General features: G+C 67.0%; 17 protein-coding genes and 2 riboswitches. Of the genes, 9 read left to right on the top strand and 8 right to left on the bottom strand.

Going from position 1 to position 22,475, the window contains the following annotated elements; all coding sequences use genetic code 11:
- From MFF30_RS10865 to MFF30_RS10830, 8 genes are all read left to right on the top strand, one after another.
- On the top strand, positions 1 to 1,587 hold a 1,587-nt coding region (locus tag MFF30_RS10865), incomplete at its 5' end, for an HWE histidine kinase domain-containing protein (RefSeq protein ID WP_238279387.1).
- A 436-nt stretch (positions 1,588 to 2,023) separates the two neighbouring features.
- A complete protein-coding gene (locus MFF30_RS10860; RefSeq protein ID WP_238279386.1) occupies positions 2,024 to 2,227 on the top strand; it encodes a ribbon-helix-helix domain-containing protein in 204 nt (67 codons plus the stop codon).
- A gap of 10 nt (positions 2,228 to 2,237) precedes the next feature.
- Complete coding sequence (locus tag MFF30_RS10855; RefSeq protein WP_238279385.1) at positions 2,238 to 5,639, top strand: PAS domain S-box protein; 3,402 nt, start codon at positions 2,238 to 2,240, stop codon at positions 5,637 to 5,639.
- A gap of 379 nt (positions 5,640 to 6,018) precedes the next feature.
- Entirely contained in the window at positions 6,019 to 7,542 is a 1,524-nt protein-coding gene (locus MFF30_RS10850) for a sensor domain-containing diguanylate cyclase (RefSeq protein ID WP_238279384.1), read from the top strand.
- 523 nt (positions 7,543 to 8,065) lie between these two features.
- Positions 8,066 to 9,430, top strand: a complete 1,365-nt coding sequence (locus MFF30_RS10845) for an FAD-binding domain-containing protein (RefSeq protein ID WP_283205886.1) — start codon at positions 8,066 to 8,068, stop codon at positions 9,428 to 9,430.
- On the top strand, positions 9,427 to 10,098 hold the full coding sequence (locus MFF30_RS10840) for a DUF2461 domain-containing protein (RefSeq protein WP_056162270.1): 672 nt from the start codon (positions 9,427 to 9,429) through the stop codon (positions 10,096 to 10,098). Before MFF30_RS10845 ends, MFF30_RS10840 begins: the two co-directional genes overlap by 4 nt.
- A gap of 159 nt (positions 10,099 to 10,257) precedes the next feature.
- On the top strand, positions 10,258 to 10,746 hold the full coding sequence (locus MFF30_RS10835; RefSeq protein WP_056162272.1) for a DUF892 family protein: 489 nt from the start codon (positions 10,258 to 10,260) through the stop codon (positions 10,744 to 10,746).
- A gap of 188 nt (positions 10,747 to 10,934) precedes the next feature.
- The gene (locus tag MFF30_RS10830) at positions 10,935 to 11,591 is read left to right on the top strand and encodes a TetR/AcrR family transcriptional regulator (RefSeq protein WP_056162276.1); all 657 of its coding nucleotides are present in this window, start codon (positions 10,935 to 10,937) and stop codon (positions 11,589 to 11,591) included.
- A 160-nt stretch (positions 11,592 to 11,751) separates the two neighbouring features.
- Here MFF30_RS10830 and MFF30_RS10825 read toward each other — a convergent pair whose 3' ends face one another.
- The 8 genes from MFF30_RS10825 to MFF30_RS10790 form a co-directional block, all read right to left on the bottom strand.
- Positions 11,752 to 12,933 carry an acetyltransferase domain-containing protein gene (locus MFF30_RS10825; RefSeq protein WP_056162279.1) on the bottom strand — a complete coding sequence of 394 codons (1,182 nt, stop codon included), beginning with the start codon at positions 12,931 to 12,933 and terminating at the stop codon, positions 11,752 to 11,754.
- On the bottom strand, positions 12,933 to 15,041 hold the full coding sequence (locus tag MFF30_RS10820) for a TonB-dependent siderophore receptor (protein ID WP_238279382.1): 2,109 nt from the start codon (positions 15,039 to 15,041) through the stop codon (positions 12,933 to 12,935). The genes MFF30_RS10825 and MFF30_RS10820 overlap by 1 nt, the downstream gene beginning before the upstream one ends.
- 110 nt (positions 15,042 to 15,151) lie before the next feature.
- A riboswitch (cobalamin riboswitch) is annotated at positions 15,152 to 15,350 on the bottom strand.
- Between the two features lie 96 nt (positions 15,351 to 15,446).
- Complete coding sequence (locus MFF30_RS10815; RefSeq protein WP_238279381.1) at positions 15,447 to 15,989, bottom strand: AAA family ATPase; 543 nt, start codon at positions 15,987 to 15,989, stop codon at positions 15,447 to 15,449.
- 2 nt (positions 15,990 to 15,991) lie between these two features.
- The gene (locus tag MFF30_RS10810; RefSeq protein ID WP_147833503.1) at positions 15,992 to 16,954 is read right to left on the bottom strand and encodes a DUF6925 family protein; all 963 of its coding nucleotides are present in this window, start codon (positions 16,952 to 16,954) and stop codon (positions 15,992 to 15,994) included.
- Positions 16,929 to 17,747: an ABC transporter ATP-binding protein gene (locus tag MFF30_RS10805; protein ID WP_056162287.1), complete on the bottom strand. Its 819-nt coding sequence runs from the start codon at positions 17,745 to 17,747 to the stop codon at positions 16,929 to 16,931. The genes MFF30_RS10810 and MFF30_RS10805 overlap by 26 nt, the downstream gene beginning before the upstream one ends.
- Complete coding sequence (locus MFF30_RS10800) at positions 17,744 to 18,778, bottom strand: FecCD family ABC transporter permease (RefSeq protein ID WP_238279380.1); 1,035 nt, start codon at positions 18,776 to 18,778, stop codon at positions 17,744 to 17,746. The genes MFF30_RS10805 and MFF30_RS10800 overlap by 4 nt, the downstream gene beginning before the upstream one ends.
- Positions 18,775 to 19,626: an ABC transporter substrate-binding protein gene (locus tag MFF30_RS10795; RefSeq protein WP_056162295.1), complete on the bottom strand. Its 852-nt coding sequence runs from the start codon at positions 19,624 to 19,626 to the stop codon at positions 18,775 to 18,777. Before MFF30_RS10795 ends, MFF30_RS10800 begins: the two co-directional genes overlap by 4 nt.
- 8 nt (positions 19,627 to 19,634) lie before the next feature.
- Positions 19,635 to 21,587 (bottom strand): TonB-dependent receptor plug domain-containing protein, encoded by a 1,953-nt coding sequence (locus MFF30_RS10790; protein ID WP_373320881.1) that lies wholly within the window; start codon positions 21,585 to 21,587, stop codon positions 19,635 to 19,637.
- A gap of 148 nt (positions 21,588 to 21,735) precedes the next feature.
- Positions 21,736 to 21,947: riboswitch (cobalamin riboswitch) on the bottom strand.
- Positions 21,948 to 22,208: 261 nt separating this feature from the next.
- Here MFF30_RS10790 and MFF30_RS10785 point away from each other — a divergent pair.
- Positions 22,209 to 22,376 (top strand): DUF1993 family protein, encoded by a 168-nt coding sequence (locus MFF30_RS10785; protein WP_238279377.1) that lies wholly within the window; start codon positions 22,209 to 22,211, stop codon positions 22,374 to 22,376.
- Positions 22,377 to 22,475: the final 99 nt, after the last annotated feature.

The following is a 22,475-nucleotide window of genomic DNA, read 5'->3' as shown; positions in this document are numbered from 1 at the left end:
GCCGCCCAGGAGGGCCGCTCGCGCGAAATCCACACCCGCCTGATGAGCGCGCTCGCCTCAGGCGGGACCAGCCTTGAGGAGCTCTCCGGCTTCCTCGACGAGCTCTCCGGCATCGTGCCCTGCGACGGCATCGGGCTCTGGGTCAATGGCGAGGTCACGCTCCAGGGCGCGACGCCGACGGCAGAGGAGTTCGCCGGCCTCGTGCGCTTCCTCAACCGGACGGCGGCGAGCCGACCCTATGCCATCGACGAGATCGGGCGTGTGCACGAGCCCGGACGGGACTTCACCGAACGCGCCGCCGGCATGCTCGCCATCCCGGTCTCCCGCACCCCGCGCGACTTCCTCGTGTTCTTCCGCTCCGAGGTCTCGCGCACGGTGACCTGGGCGGGCAATCCCGAGAAGCCGGCCATCCCGGGAACGAACGGCGTGCGCCTGACCCCGCGCAAGAGCTTCGAGGCCTGGCGCGAGGTCGTGCACGGGCGCTCCCTTCCCTGGGCCGAGGTCGAGTTACGGGCCGCCGAAGCACTCCGGGTCACCCTGCTTGAGGTCATCCTAAGGCTCACGGATTCGGCCGAGAAGGAGCGCAAGGGCGCTCAGGAGCGGCAGGAGCTTCTCATCGCAGAGCTCAACCACCGGGTCCGCAACATCCTCAATCTGATCCGGGGCGTGGTCACGCAGAGCCGATCGAGTGAGCTCAGCGGCGAGGAGTTCGCGGCCCTGGTCGGCAGCCGCATCCAAGCCCTTGCCCGGGCGCACGACCAGATCACCACATCGAACTGGGGCCCCGGCTCCCTCCGCAACCTCATCCTGCTGGAGGCCGGTGCCTATCTCGGCGAGAAGGCCGACCGGCTGGTGCTGGACGGTGCCGACGTCCTCCTGGAGCCGCAGGCATTTTCGACGATGGCGTTGGTCGTCCACGAGATGATGACGAACTCGGCCAAGTACGGCGCCCTGTGCGACCGGCACGGCCGGGTCGACATCCGCTGGGAGCGCGACGCGCTCGATTACCTCGTTCTGCACTGGCGCGAGAGCGGAGGACCGACGGTGCAAGCTCCGAAGCGGCGTGGCTTCGGCACCACCATCATCGAGCGGTCGATCCCGTACGAGCTCCAGGGCGAGGCCGAGATCCGCTACGAGCTCACAGGCGTCGAGGCCCGCTTCTCTTTGCCGCCCGTGTACCTACGGGCTGCACCGCCAGCCTCCGCGTCCCCCGTGAGGCGCAAGGAGCCGCTGATCCCTCTGCAACTGACCGGCACGGTCCTGGTCGTCGAGGACAACATGATCATCGCCCTGGAAGCCGAGGAAGTGCTGACCGCGCTCGGCGCTGAGACCGTCGACATGGCAGCATCCACCCGAGACGCCCTGCGCCTGATCGAGGCCTCCCCGCCCGACCGGGCCCTCCTCGACGTCAACCTTGGCTCAGAGACCAGCATCCCTGTGGCGCGTCGCTTGGCCGAACTCGGCATCCCCTACGCTTTCGCGACAGGCTACGGCGAGAGCTTCCGTATCCCGTCCGACCTCGGCACGGTGCCGGTGGTCAAGAAGCCTTATGATGCCGATGCCCTGCGGCGGGCCTTTGCCCTTTAACACCGTCATGCCGGACGGCCCGGCATGCCGTGTGACGCGAGGCTGCCCCGCGTTCCATGCTGCAATGCGGCACAAAGTGCTCGCTAGCCGTTGAACCGATACTACCCTCGCATCCCCGCGTGAGGGACGGCATCCTTTCCCGGATGGCTGGCCGTGGTCTGATACGGCTTGGGCGTCTGACGATCCTATTGCTCCATATTCAATCCAGTTACATGCGCCGTGTGTCGTCGGGGCACGGTCGTCAACCGGCACGATCCCGGACGCCCTGTTTTGCGTGTCCCAAACAGTTGGTTGGGTCCTGCTCACGCGGACGCCCGCGTATACGAACCGTGACCGCGCTAATTCATGGTCTCGGTGCGACATCAGGCGCCCGCACCTTCGCGTGAGGTGGGTGTCGCCTGTGCGACACCGCTCGCTGCAGCTGGTAAGGGCCGGCATGGCCGCGAAGCATTCCCGACACATCGCCCTGACCGAACCCTTGATCGCCTACGTCGAGGATCTGGTCGCGAGAGGCGAATTCACCTCCGTCAGCGAGGTCGTGCGGACCGCGCTCCGACACATGATCGAGCGAGAAGATGCAAAGGCCGCGCGCAGCGCCGTTGCCCCGGCATCTTCAATGGCCGTCAATGACCGCGCCTGAGACCGGCGGCGTGGAAGCCGCACGCGATCCCGCCCGGCTCGCGGTCCTCGACGGCTACGGCATCCTCGACACGCCGGCGGAGCGGGGCTTCGACGACATCGTGCTGCTCGCCTCGCGGATCTGCGGAATGTCAGTCGCCCTGGTAAACCTCGTCGCCGCCGACCGGCAATGGTTCAAGGCCCGCGTGGGTTTCGAACCTTTTGAGACCCCGCTGGCGCAATCGATCTGCGTCCATGCCCTGCGCCAGCCCGGCCTGCTGGTCATCCCGGACCTCACCGCCGACCCCCGCACGCGGGACAACGTCCTGGTCATCGGCGAGCCCCGTCTCAGGTTCTACGCCGGCGCCCGCCTGGAGACGCCCGAGGGCCTGCCGCTCGGGGCCCTCGGCGTGATGGACGTGAAGCCGCGCCCGGAGGGGCTGACGCCGGAGCAGGCCGAAGCCCTTGAGGCGCTGGCCCGGCAAGTCATGGCGCAGATGGAACTGCGTCGGTCGATGGTTGCGCGCGACGAGGCCCTGATGAGAAGCCGCGACGCAGACACCCGTCATCGTCAGATTCTCGATAGTGCCCTGGACTATGCCATCGTGACCACCGACCTCGATGGCCTGGTGACACGCTGGAGCGCAGGCGCCGAAGCCATCCTCGGCTGGTCCGAGGCCGAGATGCTCGGCAAGCCGGGCCGGATCTTCTTTACCGACGAGGACGTCGTGAACGGCGTGCCCGAGCGCGAGATGAGGGCGAGCCGCGAGGCGGGACGCGGCTTCGACGAGCGCTGGCACGTGCGCAAGGACGGGTCGCGCTTCTTTGCCCTGGGCGAGATGATCCAGCTCCTCGCCGACGACGGCAGCCACGTCGGCTACCTGAAGATCCTTCGGGACAGGACCGGGCAGCACCTCGCGGCCGAGGCTTTGCAGCGGCAGACCGACCTTCTGCAGACGGTCACGGACCATGTCAGCCAGGCCGTATTCCAGCTTGACGTCGATGGCGTCGTCACCTTCGCCAACCGGACGGCGCACGACCTGCTCGGTTGGGACGCGGACGCCCTGGTCGGACAGGACCTGCACGAGGCGGCCCATCATCACCATCCTGACGGGCGTCCGTTTCCGTCCTCCGAATGCGGCTTCGTCCAGGCGATTCGCGAGGGGCTGACCCTCCGTGAGCGCGATGCCACGTTCTTCCGCCGCGACGGCACGCCCATCGAGGTGATCTGCTCGAACGCTCCCGTGTTCGATGGCGGCAAGGTCGCCGGGGCCGTGCTGACGGTCTCCGATGTCACCGGCCGCAGGTTGGTCGAGCGTCGCCTGCGGGAGATGAACGCAGAGCTTGAGCTGCGGGTCTCGGAGCGGGATGCGGCCGAAGCCCGGCAGCGCTTTCTGCTCGACCTCACGGACACGCTGCGCGAGCAGGGCGGCCCACGCGACAGGATGCAGGCGGCGGTGGATGCGCTCGGCAAGCACATCGGCGCCAGCCGGGTCGGCTACGGCTTCGTCGAGGAGGACGGCATGTCCGCCACCCTCGGTACCGAATACGTCGACGGCGTCGCGGCTTTGGCCGACACCTACCCGCTCGACGCATTCGGACCGGGAAACATCGCCAACCTCAGGGCAGGCCGAACGTCGATTTATTCCGACGTCGAAGCCGACACGGACACCGCCGGCTTGGGGGTGGACGCCTTCGGCATAGCGGCTCTGATCGCCGTGCCGCAGGTCCACGAGGGACGCCTGCGCTCGGTCGTCTACGTGAACCAGAGTGAGCCGCGGGTCTGGACGGCCGCCGAGGTTTCTCTGGTCGAGGATGTCTCGGCTCGGATCTGGGACGCTGTCGAACGTGTCCGGGCGCAGGAAGCGCTGCAGGCGATGAACGAGACGCTGGCGGCCCAGGTCGCGGAGCGCACGCAGGAACGCGACCGGATCTGGCACGTGAGCCGGGACATGCTCGGCGTCGCCGACGCGAGCGGCGTCTGGGTGAGCATCAATCCGGCCTGGCAGCGCATCCTGGGATGGGACTACCACGACATCGTCGGGAAGACCTCGGAATGGCTCGAACATCCTGACGACCGCGAGCGGACCCGGGCAGAGGTCGCCCGTCTCGCGGCCGGTGGCCTGACGCTGGCGTTCGAGAACCGATTCCGGGCGCGCGACGGCAGCTACCGCACCCTGTCATGGACCGCTGTGCCGGTTGAGGGACTGCTTTACTGCGTGTCCCGGGACGTCACCGAGGAGAAGGAGCGCGCGGCCAGCCTGCTTCAGATCGAGGAGGCGCTGAGGCAGTCGCAGAAGCTGGAGGCGGTCGGACAGTTGACCGGGGGCGTCGCGCACGACTTCAACAACTTGCTGACCGTGATCAAGTCCTCGACCGACCTGCTGAAGCGGCCCGACCTCTCCGAGGACCGGCGGGTCCGCTACATCGGCGCGATCTCCGATACCGTGGATCGGGCCGCCAAGCTGACCGGACAGCTCCTGGCCTTCGCCCGGCGGCAGGCGCTTCGACCGGAGGTGTTCGACGCCGGGCGGAGCGTGAGGGCCATCGGCGAGATGGTGGAGACCCTCACCGGAGCCCGCATCGTCGTCGCGATCCATGTCGGCGACGAGCCCTGCCACATCAATGCCGACCCGAGCCAGTTCGATACCGCCCTGGTGAACATGGCGGTCAATGCCCGCGATGCGATGGACGGCGAAGGTCGTCTCGACATCGCGGTTGAGGAGGTGGGGGGCGTACCGGCGTTGCGGTCCCATTCCGCCCTGGTGGGGGACTACGTCCGGATTGCGCTGACCGACACGGGTTCCGGCATCCCGGCGGACCAAATCGACCGGATCTTCGAGCCGTTCTTCACCACCAAAGGGGTTGGCCAGGGCACCGGCCTTGGGCTCTCCCAGGTGTTCGGCTTCGCCAAGCAGTCGGGAGGCGAGGTCGTGGTCGAGAGCGAGGTCGGACGCGGCACCACCTTCGCGCTCTACCTCCCGAGGGCAGAGGTAAGTGAGAACGAGGAGATAGAAACGGCTCAGGTCGACGCGGTGGTCGATGGGCGCGGTACCCGGGTCCTGGTCGTTGAGGACAATCGCGAGGTCGGCACCTTCTCGACCCAGATGCTGCAGGAGCTGGGCTACGGAACCCATTGGGTCATGAACGGCGACGAGGCGCTCGCAGCCCTTGCCGGAAACCCGGGCGTCTACGACGTGGTGTTCTCGGACGTGGTCATGCCAGGAATGACCGGCGTCGAGCTAGGCCGTATGATCCGGCGGCTCTATCCGAGCCTGCCGGTGGTCCTGACCAGCGGCTACAGTCACGTCCTTGCGCAGGAGACTGACCACGGCTTCGAGCTCCTGCAGAAGCCGTACTCGGTCGAGGCGTTGTCGCGCATCCTGCGCCGGGCAGCCTCGAAACGCCGCGGCCGTAGGCGGGCGGCGGGATAGGACCCTGGCCGACTCGGGGTTCGCAATAAAGAATCCTCGGTCACGGGAACCGTTGCGCGCAACATTGTGGTTCCGCGTCCGCATCGTCGTTAATCTTTGAACCGGGCACGGTGTGACGGGTATAACGAACCCACCGAACTCACCGTATGCGCATTCTGGCGATGCCGCCGTGACGAACGAAGACACCTTAGATCGAGAACGTTGCCAAATTTTTAACCTGACAGACTTTTCGCTGCAAACGCCCTAGTATTCACGACCTGTCAAGAACCGTTTTCCATAGGTCGCAAGAGGAAATTTTTTATCGATACACGCAAACCCTCGGTAGGCCTGCGCGTACAAGATACCAGGCCAGGAAAGCCATGGTTGCGAAAGGCCGTCGATGTCCCTGCCGCCCCGTCTTGCGCAATCGCTTCGCTCCGCCCAGACGTGGATCGCGCTCGGCGTGCTTGCGCCCATCGGCATGCTCGTCGTCTCGGGTTTGATGCTGGTCGACCTACGACGAGACGCCTGGGACAAGGCCGAGCAGACCTCCCGCAACCTGCTGCAGGTCATCGAACGTGATATCGCTCGCAACGTCGAGGTCATCGACCTGACACTCCAGGCTGTGCAGGACAACCTGCGTGTGCCGGGCTTGGCCAAGCTCGATCCGGCTTTGCGCCAACTCGTCCTGTTTGACCGCGCCGCGACCGCCAAGGACCTGGGCGTTATGTTCGTCCTCGATGAGAACGGCGACGTAGTGGAAGATGCCGCAGCTTCACCGCCACGGAAGGGCAACTACGCTGACCGCGACTACTTCCAGGCCCATAAAGCGAACCGGCGTCTCGGCCTGTACGTCGGGCGGCCCATCGTGTCTCGTCTGACCGGCGAGCGCATGGTCAACTTCAGCCGGCGCATCGACAAGCCCGACGGCTCCTTTGGTGGGTTGGTGCTGGGCAGCCTCAAGCTGTCCTACTTCGGTCGTCTGTTTGACCAGATCGGCCTTGGACGAGATGGCGCGATCAACCTTTACCTAAAGGACGGCACCCGCATTACCCGCCACCCCTACCTGGAGACCGACGTTGGAGTGAATATCGCGGGCTCCCGAACCTTCGACCGCTTCGCGCGCGAGGGAGCTGGCACGTTCGCCGAAATCTCCGTCCGCGACGGCGTCCGGCGGCTCTACACCTTCAGCCGCGTGGGAGACTTACCGCTGATCCTGAACGTGGCGCTCTCGGTCGACGAGGTCGAGGCTGAATGGCGGGCGAAGGCGATCGTGATCGGCTCGCTCGTGCTGGTCCTGTGCGGCCTGACCGTGATCCTGTCCCTTCTCTTCGGACGAGAGCTTCGCCGACGTGCCGCCATGCAGGTGGAACTCGCCCGGCTCTCACAGACCGATGCCCTGACCGAATTGGCTAATCGGCGCCGCTTCGAGGAGGCGTATGCCCGAGCCTGCGCAGAGGCTGGGCGAACGGGAGAGCCGCTCTCCCTGCTTGTTATCGATGCGGACCACTTCAAGCGCTTCAACGACCGCTACGGTCACGCCGTTGGCGACGAGGTTCTGAAGGGCGTAGCCCGCTGCCTTACCGCGAGCGTGCATCGACCTTCCGATCTTGCCTGTCGAGTCGGTGGTGAGGAGTTCGTACTCTTGCTGCCTGGCACCGACAAGGCCGGCGCCTTGCGGGTGGCAGAGGAGGTGCATGCCCAGGTGTCGAAGTTGGGGGTAGGTTCGGCCGGCATTGGGCCGGGTGCCGTCACTGTGAGCATCGGCCTGGCCTCGGCCACCTCCGACGGTGTTAACCTCTACCGCCGCGCCGACGCGGCGCTGTACGAGGCCAAGGCCGGCGGACGCAATCAAACCCGGGCGGCAGCATCCGGCGGAGTGAGCCCCGTCGACAAGCCGGGATTGCGCATCGTCGTTGGCTGAACGCTCCTCGGTATCCCGTTGAGTCGATTGCGAGCTGGTTCTCTCTGCACCCTCGCCTCATGCCAAGATTATCAAAGGTGCTTCGGCTTAAGGCTCTTAATTCGCGAGGTGTCAAAGCACGACATCGAACCCATCTGAGCGCTGGTTGCAGCCCCGGATTGTGTTTGCTCGCGTGGCATTTCCTCATCGGAGAAATCCTACTGGTCACCTTATCTGAACAGGCAACCAGCCAAGCTTCTGTGAAGAATGGCCACCGGCAAACGGCAGTTACTTGGCCTGTTCTCTCGAAAGCGGACGAGCCGGTTTCCACCCAACCCGGTCGTAGAGCGGACGGACGGGTCCCGACCCAACCCAGCCGCCAAACTCGTCATCAGCGCTTCCCATAAGCGGTCGTCCGTCGGCCGTCCGGCCACTACGGCTCGGGACAGGCCCGGACTTTAGCTTTTGGGCAAGAAGCGGACGATCCGCATTCTACCTGCGACCCCGATATTGAAATAGTACGCCATCGTCCTATTTCATTCCGATGCATGCTACGACCGTCCGACAATCCGATTGCAGGGTCCTTCTTTGGCTTGCCGAAGATCTGAGGCTTGAGGACAACCTTGCCCTCCGGCGGGCCATGACCGGCTACGGGGGCTTCACGGTGCTGCGCATCGCCCCGGAGGGGCGGGGGCGACCCAGGCGGACTCCGCATCGGCGCGCCCTTGAGGAGGCAGCCGAGGCGCGACTTGAGGCGCATTTCTCGGCCAAAGGCATACCTTTCGAGGTGCGCGGCCCTGGTGACGACACGTCCGTCGCGGCGGCCTGTCGGCGGCATGGATGTTCCGTGGTCATCCGCAACGCCGCCGATGGCATGGCCGCGGAACTTGCCCATCACCGGCGATGGGCGGACGAGTTGGCGGCGGCTTGCATCCCGTTGCTGACCGTCAACGGCGAGATGATCCGTCGCAAGGGAGCGGGCGGAGCTAGACCCGACGTGCCGTTCCTGTCCGATGCGGTCGAGGTCGCACCGGGGGCGCTGCCGGACGATCACCCGATAGCCTTGTTGCGGGCCTTCCTCAGGGTCCTGCCGGAGCGGGATTACCTGGCCAGCATGTGGATGCCGGGCCGAGACCGGCTGAGCACAAGCCTACTATCGACCCACTTTGCGGCGGGCACCTTGTCCAGCGACAGGGCGAGGGCCGAAACGGAGGCGGCGGAACGCGCCTGGCATCGCGCGAACCCGGGTCAGGCCCGGACAGTCGCGGGGAAATCCTTCGGCGCCTTCAAGGGGCGCGTCCGCTACCGTCCCGGCTTCCTGACGACCTTCTCCCGCTATGAGGACGATCTGCGTCCGCTCCCGATCACGCCGGAGATGCGGCGCAGGGTCGAAGTTTGGCGGGACGGGTGCACCGGCATCCCCATGCCTGATGCGGCCATGCGCGAGCTGAAGGCGACCGGCTGGATCAATTTCCGCCTCCGTCAGCTTGCCGCCTCTTATGCGGTGCAGCTCCTGGGCTTGCCTCCGTTCGAGGTCGGAACGGTACTGGCGGAGTTGTTCGACGACTACGAGCCCGGCATCACCTGGCTCCAGGTCGCGATCAACGACGGCCGGGTCAATCAGGATCGTGGGCCGCGCATCCTGAACCCGGTCAAGCAAGGCCGCGACCTCGACCCCGACGAGAGCTACGTCCGCGCCTGGTTGCCCGAACTGGCCAGCCTTCCGGCCGGGTTCGCCCACGAGCCATGGCTGCATCCCGCATCACCCCTGCCGCCGCCCCTGGTCGACCACCTGGCCGCCGCTCGCGCGGCTCGCGCGGCTTGGGGGGCGAAGTCACCCGCGCTCGGGGCGCGTCCTGTTCACGAAACCCCATCGTTCGATTTCGGCGAAAGGAATGCCCCCAGATGATTGAGAAGCACACCTTCGACTTCCTGAAGGGCATCGCGGCCCACAACGACAAGGAATGGTTCGAGGAACATCGGGACGACTACGAGCGTGCGAAGTCCAACCTCGTCGAGGTGGCAGGTCTCCTGATCGACGCGGCATCACGCTTCGATCCCAAGGTGAAGAAGGCGAACGCCGAGCCGACGAAGTGCGTGACCCGCATCAACCGGGACATGCGCTTCGCCAAGGGCAAGCCGCCGTACAAGACGGACCTGTTCGTGATGCTCAACGGTGTCGGCGACTACCAGGGGTCGGCCTCGTACTACCTCCATGTCGAGCCCGGGGCCTGCTACGCGGGTGGGGGCATCTTCACGACCGAGCCGAAGGCGCTCGACAACATCCGCAAGCGGATCGCGGCCTCGGTGCCGAAATGGACCGGTGTCGTCGAGTCCCGCGAGATGAAGGCGATGTTCCCCGACGGGCTGACGAGCCCTGGCGAGCTCAAGCGGGCGCCTCAGGGGTACGATCCCGACCACCCGGCCATCGAGTACCTGCGCTTGAAGGGGTTCTGCGCCAACCGCAAACTGACGAACAAGCAAGTCCAGGGTGACGACGCCCTCGATGTGGTCGTCGAGACCTTCGCGGCGGCCCAGCCCCTCGTGGCCTACCTCAACGACGCCATCGTCGGCTGACGGACCTGATCGAAAAACCGGAACCGGCCAGGAACCATGGGCCGAAACGCGACTTCTCATAATAGGACGACATCGTCCTTTTAATGCTCCAAGTATGGTGCGCGGACCGCTCCGCTCCCGGCGTGGCGGACCACACGACCCAACAGACAGGCAGTTCGAATGTCCCGCGAGACGATCAAGACTTGGTACATCGCCGGCCTCCAGGCCTACCGTTCGGCCTCTGAGCAGGGCAAGGCGGCAGCCTCGCAGGCCGAGGGGCAGTTCACCGATCCGGAGTTCAAGAAGCTGGCCGGCGAAGGCGCGGCGCTGTGCGGCCGCCAGCAGCAGGCGATGATCGACTTCCTCAAGGAGCTCGACACCCAGCCGAACGACTTCAAGGACCGTATCCAGGCCGGCATCGCCGAAGGCACTGAGATGTCCGTCAAGGCTGCCCAGGACGACGAGACACGCGACGTCGCCATCGGCTTCGGTGCCCGAGCCGGCCTGACCTACGTGGCCACAGCGTTCCAGTGCCACGTGATTTACGCGAAGGCACTCGGCCTCTCGAAGCAGGCCGAGGAGTTCGAGCGCCTCGGCCAGGAGAGCAAGGCGCTGGAAGAGCGTTACGCAAAGGCCGCCGAGGCCGCGGTCGGCAAGCAGGCCGCCTAGCACTCGGGCGATAGGGATCACGGGGCCTTCGGCCTCGTGATGACGGCGACCGGCCGGCGCTCCGCCCCCTCGCGCAGGTCGCTCGCCGCTCACCATCACAGATGGACGGCCGTGCGGGACGCCTTGGCTTGGCCGTTCGCACGCACCACCTTCGGTGCATGCGTCCCCCAGCGAAATCGGCTCCGATCTTGGACCAATCCGGCAAGCGTACCCCCGTCCATTCGTCGCCGGACCGCCCGCGGCGTGGACGCCCGCGCGCCGACCAGGCCGGGCAGATCGAGGAACGCATCATCACTGTCGCCTCGTCCCTGTTCCTGGAGCAGGGGTTCGGTCGCACGACGGTCGACCAGATTGCGGAGCTCGCCCACACGGGCAAGACGACGCTGTACGGGCGCTTCCCGACCAAGGAGGCCCTCTTCTCGGCGGTGGTGCTCCGCTACGTCGACGTGTTGCAGGCCCGGATGGCCATCGTGCCCACGAGTGGGTCGTTGAAGGAGCGTCTCGTCCAGGTCGGCATCGAGCTCGCGAACCTCACCCTTGCCGAGGAGAGCATCGCCCTGATGCGCCTAACCATCGCCGAGGCGAAGGCATTTCCCGAGCTCGGTCGTGAGGGATTCCGGATCGGTTTCGGGGGGTGCGTCAGCTGCATCGCCGAATGCCTGGCGACGGATGCCTCCGACGCAGCGCTGGCCGAGGCCACCCCGACGGCGGTGCGGTTCGTCGAGATGGCCCTCCACCCCCTCTACATGCACGCCTTCTCCGGTGCAGACCTTTCCGGGTTGTGCGAGCGGGCGACCCGAGACGTGCCCGAAGTCGCCGAGATCCTGTTGAGCGGACGATGTTGATGTCCGCTTGAAGCATTTGGCGACCGAAAACGGTCTCGCCGCTTCCACCCAACCCAGTCGTTGACCTCTGCCTCAACAGGCTGGGCGCGGACCTTCTGAGGGTCGGCAAGGGGCCGGGAGTGGGCCCAGGGAACGGGTTCTATCCGTCAGATTTCCTCCACTAGAGATACCTGAGCCAGGCGATCTCGCGTCGGGATGCCTTGAAGCGCGAGAACCAGGCCGTCGGCCAGTAGAGGGGCACGACCAAGCCGACGTACCAGACCAGCACCCAGCCGTAATCTGCCACGCCGAACACGCTGCCCTGCGTCGGGCCCCAGATGGCGGCGGCACCGTGATACAGGAGCCGCAGGATCGTCAGGTGGAGCAAGTAGAAGAACATCGGCGCACCGCCGAACACTGCTAAGGCCGCGACGACTGGGGCGTCGCGCCTTCGTTCAAGCGCGACGACGAGCAGCGCCCCGATCCCGAGCGTCAGCAGCAGGAACAGCAGCGAAGGGGGATACTTCGTCAGCGAAACGAAGCTCATCGTGGTTCGAAGCGCGTCGCCCTCGACGGCGAACCAGGGCATGTCGCCGTAGCCGTTCGCCAGACGTAGGATCACGAAGGCAATGAACATCCCGCAGCCGAGAGCCACAAACCGGCGCTCGCGGGTTTGCGCCGCGACGGTGGGCAGAAACCACGGGCCGACCGCGTAGCCGAGCACAATCACGCCAATCCACGGGAGCACGGGATAGGTCGTCTTGGCGACCAGCCCGAACGGCAGCGCGATGACGTCACGCTGGTGCAGCATCGCCCAGACCGGGAAGAACGGTTGGTGAGGCTGGAGGTGGATCGGGTCGAGGAGGTTGTGGCCACCGACGATCAGCAGTCCGACCGCGAGGAGGACAGGGCGTGGAAGGCCGACCAGCACCGCCAGGACGATCATGCAGACGCCGATGCACCAGATCACCTGCAGCCAGAGCGTCGGACTGGCGACGCCCCAGTACAGTTCCGAGAGGTAGAGGACCTCCAGCGCCATCAGCACGAGCCCACGCTTCAGCAGGTAGGCCCGTGTCTCCGCCAGTGTATGCCTGGTACCGAACAGGTACGCAGCCACGCCGGTCAACGCGATGAAGATGGGCGCGCACAGGCTGACGAGGAGGCGGGCCAGGGCCACGGCCGGCAGGGCAGCCCGTGCGTCGACCGGGTCGGCCACGGGTACGTGCAGGAACCAGGTCTCGCGCAGGTGATCGAGGAGCATCAGTACCATCACCAGTCCGCGTAGGGCATCGATGGAGGCGATGCGGGCGGACAGGGGCGATAGACTGACCGACGCCTCTGGCGGCTCCGGACGCTCGCCCATCAGAACCGCGCCGTCATGCTGACGGTGACGCGCCGCGGTTCACCGACGCCGACCCAGAAGGTGTTGTAGGAGCGCTCGTAGTAGGTCTCGTCGAAAATGTTGTCGACGTTCAGCCCGAAGCGCAGGTTCTCGTAGCGGTAGTAGGCCAGCGCGTCCGTCAAGACGTAGCCCGGCAAGCGGAAGCTCTCGACGCCGCTGTCGCCGAGCCGCGAGCCGATGGCGCGGAACCCGCCGCCGATCCCAAAACCCTTCCAGTCGCCCGCCTGGACCTCGTAGATGCCGAGCAGCGAGCCGCTGTGGCGTGGAATGTTGAGCAGCGGTGATCCGACCCTTAGCACCTCGTCGCGGGTGACCGCCGCGTCGATGAAGGCGTATCCGCCAATCACCCGGAACTCGGGCGTGACCTGCCCAACCAGGCTGACGTCGAAGCCCTGGCTGCGCACCGCCCCGGCGGCGATCTGGAAGAAGAAGTCTGCCGGGTCGGTGGTGAGTACGTTCTCCTTCTCGATGTGGAAGGCGGCGGCCGTCACGCTGAGGCCGTCGAACAGGTCGAGCTTGGTCCCGACCTCGTAGGCGAACCCGGTCTCGGGCGCGAAGGGCCGCGACGCGCTATCGAAGCCGGTGTTGGGGCGGAACGAGGCGGCGACGTTGCCGTAGAGCGCCAGGAACGACAGCGGCTGGTAGACGAGACCGGCCCGCGGCGAGAAGCCGGTACGGTCCTGCTCGGTGCGTTCGTTCGCGACCTTGTCGCGGAAGGTCTGGTTGTAAAAGTCGGTGCGGTTGCCCAGCAACAGCTTCCATTCCGGGCTCAGGGCGATCTGGTCCTGGAGGTAGACCGCCGTGTTGCCGACGTTCTCGCTGGCGCTGTAGCGGCGCGTGAACGGAGGCTTGGCCTGCCCGTAGACCGGGTTGAACAGGTCGATGGCGAAGGGGTCGAGACGCGGGGTCGAGCGCAGCAGGTTCTCGGTGCTGTTGTAGCGCTCGTGCTCCAGGCCGAGCAGCAGGGTGTGGGCGATGGGCCCGGTCTCGAAGCGCCCGACGAGTTCGGCCTGGCCGATGGCGACGCCCCAGGTGAAGTCGTGCTGGCGGAACTCGCGCAAGAGCGTGCGCCCGTCGTCGAGGATCCCGGTCGCGCCGGTCTGCAGGCCGGTGAGGCTACCGGTGTTGAGGTGCGTGGCGACCCGCAAATGCCAGTTGGTGTTGAAGGCGTGCTCCAGCCGCACCTGCAGCAGCGCGCTCTCGGACACGGAATCGTCGCCCGGCTCGCCGAAGAAGCGTGAGCGCGGGACGAGGCCGAGGCGGTTGTTCACCGCGACGGTGCCGCGGTCGAAGGTCTGGCGGTTGCGCAGGTACTGCGCCTCGAACGTGATCTTGGTGTCGGGGGTGACCTGCCAGCTCACCACCGGCGCCAGGAGCACCCGGTCGCCGTCGACGTAATCGCGAAAGCTGTCCTGGCGGGCGAGCGCGCCGTTGAAGCGATAGAGGACGCTGCCGTCCTCGCTCAGCGCGCCGCCGGCATCGACCGTGGTGCGGGCGGTGCCGAAGCTGCCGAACAGCGTGCCCATCTCGACGAAGGGTCGCGCTACGGGCTGCTTGGTCAGGATGTTGACGGTGCCCCCCGGATCGCTGCGGCCGTAGAGGGCTCCGGCCGGGCCCTTCAGGACCTCGATGGACTGGACGTTCTGGGTGTCGGGGGCGCCGTTGTAGCCGCGGGCGATGTTGAAGCCATTGAAGAAGATGTCCTGGGTCGCGAATCCCCGAACGGAGTAGAGGGCGAGGTTCTGAGCGCCAAAATCGTTCTGCTTTCCGACCCCGGGCACGTAGTCGAGCGCGCGCTCGACGCGGGTCGCGGCTGTGTCAATCAGGACTTCCCGGGGGATTACGTCGACCTGCTGCGGCAGGTCGAGGCGGGGCGTGATCGTCTTGGTGCCGCTGTAGAGGTCCGGCACCCGGTAGGTCGGCGTGGCGGTGAGGGTCCCCTCGACCGAGAGCGCGTCGAGCACCACGGCGGTCTCCTCAGAGCGCGCCCCCTGGGCTGCGACGGCGGTGGGGATCGCGCAGGACAAGGCCAGCACGGACATCAGCGGGATGGACGGTGAACGGGACACGTTGATGGGCCTCGGGCGACGGCAGTGGCACGTCACCGCGAACGAGGCCGAACCACGCGCAACGCGCATGCTTCCGCACCCGCCGGGGCACCCCGCCCAGCGTGTCTCGCGTGTGACCACGACTGACGGCAGGTCTCCTGGCTCGCGGGTCACTGCCCTTCACCGTCTTCCCGAGCGAGGCCGCTCAGTGACGTCGGTGGCGAAGGGCTCGCCGCTTACAGTTGCGGGGGCAGCCACGGCGTTGGGGCTACCCCCGCACCGCGTTCCCTTTTGATCCTCCGGGGAGGAACCGTCACGGCCGAGGTACCATGCCGACGCCCATGCCCGTCAACGGACCAAATGCAATGCACGAGGGGTTATGCCCTGCCGGCAACACTTGGGAGAATGGATCGCGCACTCCGTCCGTCAGCTCAGCACCTCGACCTGCTCCGGCGGCAAGCTACGCCACCAAGCGTCCGGGGATCGGAAAACCTCGTAGGTGAACCGGAGGACCTCATCCGGCTGGCGATGCGACGGGTCCACGCGACCACGCTCCGCGTTGCGGGACTTGAGCACCTCCCACGGCACGTCGAACACTTTCCACTCCACGGTGAGCTCGTGTCGGGCGACGATCCCGAGCTCGCGCTCGAACACGGGTCTGGTGAGATGGGTGTCCGCCATCACCACGCTGAAGGCGCTCGTCAGGGCGGCATCCAAGGCTGCTTCCTTGACCCGGTGCAGGAGGTCCCGGGCCGCATCGCCATGTAAGCCCTGCCTCAGTTCCCAGTAGACCTGCCGGTGCGGCGGCCAGAGCGTCTGCCGGAAGTCGTCGAGGGTGAGGTGAACCCAGCCGTCGAGAGGGTCGAAGCGGCGGGCGTAGGTCGTCTTCCCCGCGCCCGGGCAGCCGATCAGGCCGATCACCCTCTGGGGTGCCCCCGGAAGATTCCTGCCGGGCACCGTCCGGGTCACGGTCAGGCCGTCGCCTCCGCATCCTCGTCGTCGCTCGCCGAGCCCTCGATGATCTCGCCGCGCAGGTAACGAGCCTGGGCCTCGGCGACCCGGCGTGCGCCCTGGGCGTGGCGGGTCGACACCGTGCCGCCGGGCGCCTCGGGCCCGCCGCGCTTGATCGCCACGAGTTCCGGATCACCCCAATGGTCGAGCATCGCCTGGAACGCTTCGTAGCGGTCGGTATCGAAGGCGATGCGGTCGCCCATCATGTCCTTGTAGGGATGGGCCGGGTGCAGGCCGGCGCAGGGGACCCAGCCCGCCGGGATCGGGGTCGTGGCGGCATGGGTCCGACCGCTGCGCAGGAGCTTGGGCAGCACATGCGTATGCGGACCTTCAGGACTGGTACCGCCGGGGCCAGGGATCGGGGCATAGACCTCGACGCGCCCGACCCGCGCCAGGAACACCCGGTGCGGGCTCATGGCGACGAGATGCGGCCCAATAGGGTTAGCATGGTCAAACAGGGGCATGCCGACGCCGGCCCGCAGCCGCTCGACGGCCTCCGGATCGCGCACCCGCACGCAGGCATCCACGGCGAGCAGGCCGAGGCCGAGGTCGAACAGGATGTCGTCGCGATCCTCGACCCGGGCGGCGTTCCGGTCGGGCCCGAGTTCCGTCACCACGGTCCTGCGGTTCATCGTGCATGTCGCTTCCGGCAGGCAGAGGGCGACCGCGTGGTTCCAGCCCGAGGCGACCGCGGTCTCAAAGGCGATTGGCCTCAGGTCGGAACTCGGGGTCAGGGCGATGGCGCCGCGCGCGGTCGCAAGTCCCAGGCGCTCGTCCGGCAGCGCCACGACGGGTTCGTCGGGATCGCGCATGAACTCGGCGATGGCACCGAAGCTGCCAAGGCTCCAGGCCGTGGTTGGATCGGCCAGTGCACCGCGCAGAAGGGCGACGGTGGCATCAGGGCTGTTTGGGGAAGGCTGCATCGATCTCCTCCGTATGGGGCCCCGAACGGTTCCAGGGCAGGATGTAGGCGGTTCCGTCCGGTCCAGCCCCACGGCAAACCGTGACGCCGAACACGTCCGAAAGTAGCCGGTCGGTCAACGCAACGTCCGGGTGTCCATCGGCGGCGACACGTCCCTCGCCCAGGACCACGATCCGGTCGCAGAACCGGGCCGCGAGGGAGAGGTCGTGCAGGACGGCCACGACGCCGGTGCCGGCCAGGGCCACGCTCCGCAACAGCGTCATGGCGTCGAGCTGGTGGGCAGGGTCGAGGGCGGTGATCGGTTCGTCGGCCAACAACCACTCCGCTTCGACGGCGAGCGCCCGCGCCAGCAACACGCGCATCCGCTCGCCGGTGGACAGGGTCGGTTCGGTCCGCTCGGCGAATCGCGCAACATCGGTCCGTGTCATCGCTCGGTTTATTGCGGCGTGATCGGTGCCATCGAGGCCACCGAACGCGCGTCGATGCGGCAGCCTGCCGAGGGCGACGAGGTCACGCACCTGCATCGGCCAACCAGCCCCCGTGCCCTGGAAAAGGACCGCGATGCGCTTGGCGCGCGCGTCGCGGGAGATGCCCTTGAGCGCCATACCGTCGAGATTTACGCGGCCCTTGGTCGGGGCGACCAAGCCCGCGAGGGTGCGCAGGAGGGTGGTCTTGCCAGCGCCGTTCGGACCGACCAGACCGACGAGGGTCCCGCGTTCCAGGGACAGGGTGATATCCGACAGGATGGCACGCCCGCCGAGGCGGACATCGAGGGCTGCGGTCGCGAGGCTCATGCGCCGCGCCCTCGCTCACGCAGGAGGAGCACGATCAGGAACGGTGCCCCAACGAGCGCAGTCACCACACCGAGCTTGAGTTCCGGGCGCGTCGCCAGGAGACGAACGCCCAAGTCCGCGGCAAGCACCAGAGCGGCCCCGGCGAGGCCGCTCGGCCATAGGCTGGCGCCGGGACGCGCGCCTACCAGTGGTCGCACGAGGTGGGGCACCACGAGGCCGACGAAGCCGATGGCGCCGCTGACGGCGACGCCACTGCCAATGGCCAGCGCCGCGCCCGTGACGAGGCGCAGACGGACTGAGACCAGATGGAAGCCGAGGCTCGAAGCTGTGTCCTCGCCCAGCGTCAGGGCATCCAGCGCGCGGCCGGTGGACAGCATCAGGCCCCAGCCGACCGCCATCAACGGCAGGCATAGCCAGACATGGTCCATGCTGCGGTCCGCGAGCGACCCCATCAGCCAGAACACGATCTCCAGGGCCGCGTAGGGGTTGGGCGACAGGTTGAGCGCCAGCGCCGTCATGGCGCCGGCGAGGCTCGACAGGGCGACGCCGGCGAGGATCAATCCCAGGGTGGTGCCGCCTCTGGCGGCGACAAGGTTCAGGGCGAGCGCCGCCACGGCGGCGCCGGCGATCCCGCCGAGCGGGAGGGCCAGGCTAAGCGAGGCTGCGAAGCCGCCATAGAACACCACCACGGCCCCGAGGGCCGCCGCGGAGGAGATGCCGAGGATGCCGGGATCGGCGAGCGGGTTGCGCAGGTAGCCCTGCATCGCCGCCCCGGTCAGCCCAAGGCTGAAGCCGACAAGGCTGCCGAGCAAGGCACGAGGTAGGCGCAGTTCCCAGAGCACCAGCGCCGGGAGGGTCGCCCGTCCGGCGATGAGGTCGCCAGCCGCCGCCGTTACGTCGAAAGGGGCATACCCGACCGCGATGGACGCGACCGTCAGGACGAGCACAAGCAGGCCGAGTATCGAGACGACCGCGCGGGGTCCGACGACCGCCCGGTCGACCCGCATGGGAGGCGGGAGGGGAGCGTTCATCGTGCCGCCCGTTGGTGTGCCGCCGCAGCGAGCAAGGCCACGACCTCGGCGAACTGCGGACCTGGACAGGTCCAGAGCCGGTTCGGAATTGAGACGGTACGCCCCTGCCGACGTAGCGCGTCGAGGACGGGATGGTGCAGCAGGGCATCGGCCAGCGACGGCGCGCCGGGCTCCCCCTCGTCGAGGACGATGAGGTCGGCGTCGGCGAAGGCCGCCGCTTCCAGCGGGACCTGGCCGAAGCGGTCGCGACCGAGTTCTGCCGCAACGTTGACGAGGCCGGCGGCGCGGATGATCGCATCGCCAAGGCTGCCGGGTGCGACCGTGAAGGCATTCGGGCGCATAACGAGTGCCCGCAACGGTTTTGCCGCCGGCACCACCTGCGCCAGCCGCGCGTCGAGGTCCGCGACCATCGCCTCGCCGCGCGCCGGGTGCCCGAGGGCCGCGGCGACGGTCCGGATCTGGGCCCGCACCCCCTCGAAGTCGTTGGGTACGCCGAGTTCGAGAAGGGGGAAGCCGACGCGCTTGAGCAGGCCCACCGTGGTCCGCGTCGTGAAGGCTCCGGCCACGACGAGGTCGGGCCGGAGCGCGACGATCTCCTCCGACAGGCCACGGGTCACCGCGATGCCGGTGGCCTCCCGCGCGACGGTGGAGCTGCGCGGGTCATGGGCGAGGTAGGTCACTGCGGTGACCTGGTCGCGGTCGGCGAGCCGCAGGACCAGCTCGTCGGCGCAGAGGTTCATCGAGACGACGTGGACCGGATGCGCCGGCTCGTCTGCCGCCCACCCCGCACCTGACAGACCAGGCCAGACCGCAATCGCTAGCGCAGCCAGCGTCCATCGCATCGACATCGCAATCCTCAGAACGTCGTCACGCGGACGCCGCCGTACACGGCGAGGCCCGGCCCGAGGAAGCCGGTGGGGTTCTCGTAGCGGCGGTCGAACAGGTTATCGATCCGGCCGAACACACTCACCGTCTCGTTCACGTCGTAGTTGACCGCGAGGTTGACCAGGGTGAAGCCCGGGTTCTTCAGCCTCTGGATCGAGAAGTCTCGGTTTCCGTCTACGAAGTGGCCAAGCACGATCACCGTCCCGCTGAAGCTCAGGCCGGAGATCGGCGTCCACTGAGCGGTGGCGCTGCCCTTGTGGCGGGGCCGGCGCAGGAGCTCCTGGTTGGTAATCTCATTCTTGGTCACGGTGTTGGTGTAGTCGACCCGGCCCGAGAGCGTGTCGGTGAACCGGACCGCAACGAAGGCCTCGGCCCCGTAGGATTCGGCTCGCCCGACGTTCTCGTTCGAGGTGAAGCTGGCGTTGGTGTTGATCAGGTTCTTGAAGTCGTTGGCGTAATAGGTCGCGCCGACGAGAACGCGCTCGCCGAGCGGCTGTTCGAAGCCGGCATCGTAGCCGAGGCTCTCTTCCGGCTTGAGGTTGGGGTTGGCGAAGAAGTTGAACGCCGGGAAGCTCTGGAACAGCTGGCTCAGGGTCGGCGCCTTGAAGCCGGTGCCGACGCTGCCTTTGATCCGCGTGTCGGTGAACGGCAGGATGTAGCTCGGGGCGACGCGGAACGTGGTGGCCAGTCCGAAGGCGTCGTTCTCGTCGTGGCGAACGTTGGCGACGAAAGAGGCACGGTCGAACGGCGTCAGCTGTATCTCGCCGTAGCCGGCGGTATTGCCGTTCCTGGCCCGCAGGTTGCCGGAACCGAACGGGTTCGGATCGGTGGTCGACAGGCTCTCGTCGTCACGCTGCGCGCCGAACAGAACGAGGTTGCCGGGCGAGAGCTGGTAGTCGCCGCGGTACTCGTACCGCGTGCGCTCGCCGAGGCCGGCGGTCGGGAGCGGGTTGAACGGGTCGTACGCGTTCTGGACCTGGCGGTTGTAGAGGTTCGAGTAGTTGATCGCGAAGACGTTGTGGAAACCGGCGAACGGTGTCCACTCGGCCTCGTTGCGGGTGAAGACTTGCTGCACGTCCGCCTGGCTGCGCAGGCCGCCCAGCGTCACCGGGAAGGTGCCATAGTCGTCGCCGCTGAAGAGCAGCTTCGAGTTGATGAACCGCGTGATCGAGTTGATTCGGAACGTGTCGGTGAACTGGTAGCCGAACTTCGCCGAGACAATCTCGTTGTCGTAGTAGTTCGGGCGGGTCGTCGTTCCTGGGGCGACGAGGTTGGGCGGCGTCACAGGCGTTGCGGCAGCCCGGAGATGCTGGATCGACACCGAGTAGTCGAAGCCGTTTTCCGACCCGCTGATCCGGCCGCTCTGGTTGAACGTCCCGAATGAGCCGCCCTCGATCCGCGCGGTTGCCCTGGCCGGTCCTTCGCCACGCTTCGTCGTGAAGGAGATCGCGCCGCCGATGGCGTCGCTGCCGTAGAGGCCGCTCTGGGGACCCCTGAGCACCTCGATGCGGGAGAGGTCGTCGGTCAGGAGTTGCCCAAAGTCGAAGGAGCCGTTCGGGTTCGACGGGTCGGTCGCGTCGATGCCGTCGATGAGCACCTTCACGTGGTTCGAGTTCGAGCCGCGGATGAATACCGAGGTCTGACCGCCCGGGCCGCCGGTCTGCACGACGTTGAGGCCCGGCACCTGCTGGAGGGCATCCGGGACGGTGCGGCGCTGCTGGGCCTCCAGAGTGGCGGCGGTGAGCACGGTGACGCTCGATCCGACCTGGTCGACGGGCGTCGGCACGCCGGTGGCGGAGACGGAAAGCTCGGAGAGCGTGACGGCCGCCTCTGCCCCGCGCGGGACGTCGGCGAAGGGGGCGGCGGTCTGCTGCGCCAGGGCGGATACGGGAAGGGAGGCGCAGGCGAGCGCGAGCGTGCGCAAGCACGCGGATCGAGAGGGGAAGGACACGGGACAAGCCTCGGGCGACGTCTGTGGCACGTCACCGCGAACGAGGCCTGGGCGCTTGCCTGCCGTAAGGACAGCCGAACGCCTCGACACCCATCAGGACACCCCGCCCGATGCGTTTCGCGTGTGACCACGACTGACGGCAGGTCTCCTGGCTCGCGGGTCACCGCCCTCTCATCGTCTTCCCAGGCCCGAAGACCCAGTGACGTGTTGATGATGGGCTCGCCGCTTACAGTTGCGGGGGCAGCCGCGGCTTCGGGGAGGCCCTTTCGGACCTCATCCTCACCGCGTTCCCTTTTGATCCTCCGGGGAGGAACCGTCGGAGATAAGGAGCGCGATCAAAGCGTCCGCCGTCAATGGCACGCAAAGGCTTTCCGACGATGTGTGCCTGGAAGGTTACAGGTCAGCACTTACGAAGGTTTGCCTCGGTGCTATGCAGCGTCCGCTTTTCAAAAATTCGGCCCGAAAGCAGACCTTCGCATAACCACCCGACCCGGTCATAGAACGGACGGACGTATCCCGAACTGCCCTTGCCAAAGCAGGCTACGCGGGCATCGCCCGTAATGGGACGTTTAGGCGTCGGACCTACCCGACGGCATGGGCTACCGCTTCACGGGACAGACCTACCTGACCGACCTCACGCTGCCGAATTTCTCCTTCCACGTCACGGCCGCCTACGCGTTCCGGCGCACATCCGGAGTGAAGCTCGGCAAGCTGGATTTCCTCCGCCACCTCGGCCCGCCGACCTTCGATCCCGACCGGTAGGCTACAAGTGGGGGACGGTCGAAACGACCGTCCCCGGGAAATGACGCCGATCAGAGAACAGGCATTCCACCCGCCACGGTGACTGTCCGTCGTCAGATG

It is taken from the genome of Methylobacterium goesingense (genome assembly GCF_022179225.1).
Taxonomy (GTDB): Bacteria; Pseudomonadota; Alphaproteobacteria; order Rhizobiales; family Beijerinckiaceae; genus Methylobacterium; species Methylobacterium goesingense.
The sequence above is the reverse complement of the archived record's forward strand: the minus strand, read 5'-3'. Positions and strand labels throughout refer to the sequence as shown.